1 protein-coding gene is annotated in these 4,263 nt (G+C 67.0%); it reads right to left on the reverse strand.

The genetic code is table 11. The features are described 5' to 3' along the window. A partial coding sequence (locus ACGFNP_RS61000; protein WP_393334382.1) for an amino acid adenylation domain-containing protein occupies positions 1-4,263 on the reverse strand: 4,263 nt, incomplete at both ends.

Raw genomic sequence — 4,263 nt, forward strand, 5'->3', positions numbered from 1 at the left:
CACCGGCGTACCGACCAGCACATCATCCTGACGCGTGTACTTGCCGAGCAGCACGGTGTAAGCCGCCAGCAACGTCATGAACATCGTCGCGCCGGTACGACGCGACAACGCTCGCAGGCCGTCGGCCACCTCAGAGCCGATACCGAAGTCCAGGACCGCACCTGCCGTGTCCCGAATCGCCGCGCGCGGCCGGTCGGTGGGCAGGTCCAGGACCGGCGGGCCGGCCAGCTGACGCCGCCAGTAGCCGAGCTGATCCTCCAACGTCTGGCCACTGAGCCAGGAACGCTGCCACACAGCGAAATCGGCGTACTGAACCCGCAGCGGCTCCAGCGGAGACGGACGGCCAGCCTGGAACGCCTCGTAAAGAGCCGTGAGTTCCCGGTGGAAGATCTTGGCCGACCACTCATCGAAGATGATGTGATGCATGCACAGTCCGAGCAAGTGGTCACCACTGGGCATCCGGAACAGCGTGCCCCGTAACAACGGGCCTATGGAGAGGTCGAACGGTGTAGCCACATCCGTGGCGATTAGCCGCTGCGCCTCATCGACATCCGCTACCTCAACAACAGGCAGGTCGAAGTCTGCGGGTGGATCGATGACCTGGTACGGCACGCCATCGGCACCGGTCACCAACCTGGTGCGCAGCACCTCATGCCGCTCAATCAGCGCCGTCAACGCCGCCCGCACTGCCTCCTGATCCAGATCTGCGGCGAAGGCAATCAGCATTGGCGTGTTGTACTCGGCCGAGTCCGGCTCCAGCTGGGCCAGGAACCACAGCCGCTGCTGCGCGAAGGACAGGGAAAGTGGCTGATCGCGGTCGGTCGGGAGGATCGGCTGCGCGATCGCGGTGATGGCGGTGCTGTCGATGAGCGTGGCCAGACCATTGACGGTCGGGTGGTCGAACAGCTCCGCGAGCGCCAGATCCGTCCCGAAAATGCTACGGATGCGGGTGATCGTCTGGGTGGCGAGTAGGGAGTGCCCGCCCAGATCGAAGAAGTTGTCACGAACGCCGACCTGGTCCAGGCCAAGCAGGTCAGCCCAGATACCGGCCAGCAACTGCTCTGTCGTCGTCACCGGAGCCAGATAGCCGCCGACGAGCTCAGGCCGACTGCCATCGGGCACCGGCAGAGCCGCACGATCGATCTTCCCATTCGGGGACAGCGGGAAAGCGGCCAGCTCGATGAACACCGAGGGGATCATGTAATCCGGCAGACCGGCGGCCAGGTAAGCCCGCAGATCATCGGTGGCAGGAATGCCGTCGGCGGGATCGGCCGGGACCAGGTAGGCGACCAAGCGACGGTCGGTGCCGGCCTCGCCTCCGGTGGTGTCGTGGTTGGTGACCAGGGCGGCGGCGACGTGCGGGTGGCCGGTCAGCGCGTGCTGGATCTCACCCGGCTCGATCCGATGCCCGCGAATCTTCACCTGATGATCAGTCCGGCCCAGGAAGTCCAGCTGACCGTCCGGCCGCCACGCGACCAGGTCACCAGTCCGATAAAGACGCGAACCATCCCCGGCGTGCGGGTCGGCGACGAACCGCTCGGCGGTCAGGGCGGGCCGGCCGTGGTAGCCGCGAGCCAGGCCGAGACCACCGACCAGCAACTCCCCCGGCACACCTGCCGGGACCCGGCCGAAGTGGGAGTCCAGGACGTGAGCCGTGGTGTTGGCGATCGGAGCGCCAATGGTGGCCGGGTTGCGGCTGATGGTGGCACACACCGTGGTCTCCGTCGGACCATAAGCGTTCAACAACCGATGCCGACCACCCCAAGCCTCGGCCAGCGCCGCATCGAGATGCTCACCCGCGCTGATCACCGTCAACAGCGGCAACTCCGCCGGATCGAGCGTAGCCAGCAGCGACGGCGGCAACGTCGCCATGTCCACCCGCCACTCCCGGATGAACCCCGCCAGATCATCCACCCGCCGCTCAGCGTCAGGAATCACCAACGTCGCACCAGCAGCCAGAGTGACCGCGATCTCCGACACCGCCGCATCGAACCCCGGCGAAGCGAACTGCAACACCCGCGACAACGCCGACACCCCGAACGCCTCACCCTGCGCCACCACCAGATTGACCAGCCCCCGATGCGCCACCCGCACCCCCTTGGGACGACCAGTCGAACCAGAGGTATAGATCAGATAAGCCGCCTGATCCGGGACCACGCTCACTGCGGGAACCGTCACGGGCAGGGCTTGCAACTCCGCCTGCACGCTCGGCTCATCCAGCAGCAGCGTACGCAGCCGACCAACTGCGGAGTCCACGCCCGCGGAGGGCAGCAGCGGCCCGGTGGTCAGCAGGAGATCCGCCTGGCTGTCGGACAACAGATAGGCCAGCCGGTCGGTGGGATAGCTGGGGTCCAGCGGCAGGTAGGCGGCACCGGCCTTCCACACCGCCAGAACGGCCACGACGAGATCGAGACCCCGCTCCAGGCACAACGCGACGGTCGTCTCCGGACCCGCGCCCAACGCAATCAGCTTGTGAGCCAGCTGATTCGCTCGCACATCCAGCTCCCCATAGCTGAGCTGCCCGTCCAGCCCGGCCACCGCGACCGCCTCAGGACCGGCAGCCGCCCGAGCCGCGATCAACTCATGCACGCCGGCGGCCTCGGGCAGCACCACCCCGGTGGTGTTGACCTCCCGCAGCGACTGCAACTCGGCCGAGGTGAGGATGGGCAACGCCGACAGCGGCTGGTCGGGGTCGGTGGTGACGGCGGCCAGCAGCATGTTCAGATGGCCGATCAACCGCTCGATGGTCGCCTGCTCGAACAAGGCCGTGCTGAATTGCACCGAACCGACCAGATCCTGGTCGCCAGCGGCCACCATGCTCAAGACCAGGTCGAACTTGACCGCGGACTGCTCGAGCGCGGTGTTCTCCTCTGGAATATGGACGCCGTCAAGGTCGGCGGTGTAATTGAACAGCGTCTCGAAAAGCGGGGTCCGCGAGCGGTCACGATCGACACCGAGTTCGTCGACGAGCTGCTCGAACGGCAGATCCTGATGGCCGTAAGCCTCCAGCGCCGTGGCGCGAACGCGGTGAAGCAGTTCGGTGAAGGTCGGATCGCCGGACAGGTCGGTCCGCAGGACCAGGGTGTTGACGAAGAACCCGATCAGGTCTTCGGTCTCGGCCTGGTTGCGGTTGGCCACCGGCGTGCCGACCAGCAGATCATCCTGACGGGTGTATCGGCCGAGCAGGGCACTGTAGGCCGCCAGTAGCGTCATGAACATGGTCGCGCCGCTGCGGCGCGACAGCTCCTGCAGCCGGTGGCTGATGTCGGGGTCGATGCGGAAGTTGATGGCAGCGCCGGCAGTGGTACGGACCGGGAGTCGGGGCCGATCTGTGGGCAGGTTCAGCACTGGCGGCTGGGCCAGTTGCCGCTGCCAATAGCCGAGTTGCTCCCCCAACGTTTCGCCAGTGAGCCAGGCGCGCTGCCACACGGCGAAATCGGCGTACTGGACCGCCAAGGGCGCCAGCGGGGACGGCTTTCCTTGCCGAAATGCCTCGTAGAGGGCGGTGAGCTCGCGATGGAAGATCTTGGCGGACCATTCGTCGGAGACGACGTGGTGCATGCACAGGGCCAGGATGTGCTCCTGGTCGCTGATCCTGATCAGGCTGCCGCGCAGCAGCGGGCCAGCCGCCAGATCGAACGGAGTCGCCGCGTCCGTGGCGATGAAGTCTTGAGCGGCTTGGTGAGTCAGGTCCACCAGCGGCAGCGGGAAGTCGGCGGGCGGATCGATGATCTGATGGGGAATGCCGTCAGCGTCGGCGACCAGCCGGGTGCGCAGCACCTCATGCCGCTCCACCAGCGCAGTGAGCGCGGCACGCAGAGCAGGGATGTCGAGGTCGCCGGACAGCGGGATGGGGATCGGGGCGTTGTACTCGGCCGAATCCGGGTCGAGCTGGGCCAGGAACCACAGCCGCTGTTGGGCGAAGGCGAGAGGCAGCGGATGGTCGCGGTCGGCCGACGAGATTGGCGGCGCGATCGCGGTGATGGCGGTGCCGTCGATGAGGGTGGCCAGACCGTTGATGGTCGGGTGGTCGAACAGCGCGGCGAGGGCCAGGTCCGTGCCGAAGGTGGTGCGAATGCGGGTGATCGCCTGGGTCGCGAGCAGGGAGTGCCCGCCCAGATCGAAGAAGTTGTCGCGGACGCCAACCTGGTCCAGGCCGAGGAGATCTGCCCAGATGCCGGCCAGCAACTGCTCCGTGGGAGTGGCCGGGGCCTGGTAGCCGCCGGCGAGGTCGGGACGGCTGCCGTCCGGTGCCGGTAGAGC

It is taken from the genome of Nonomuraea sp. NPDC049269, assembly GCF_043197155.1.
Classification (GTDB): domain Bacteria; phylum Actinomycetota; class Actinomycetes; order Streptosporangiales; family Streptosporangiaceae; genus Nonomuraea.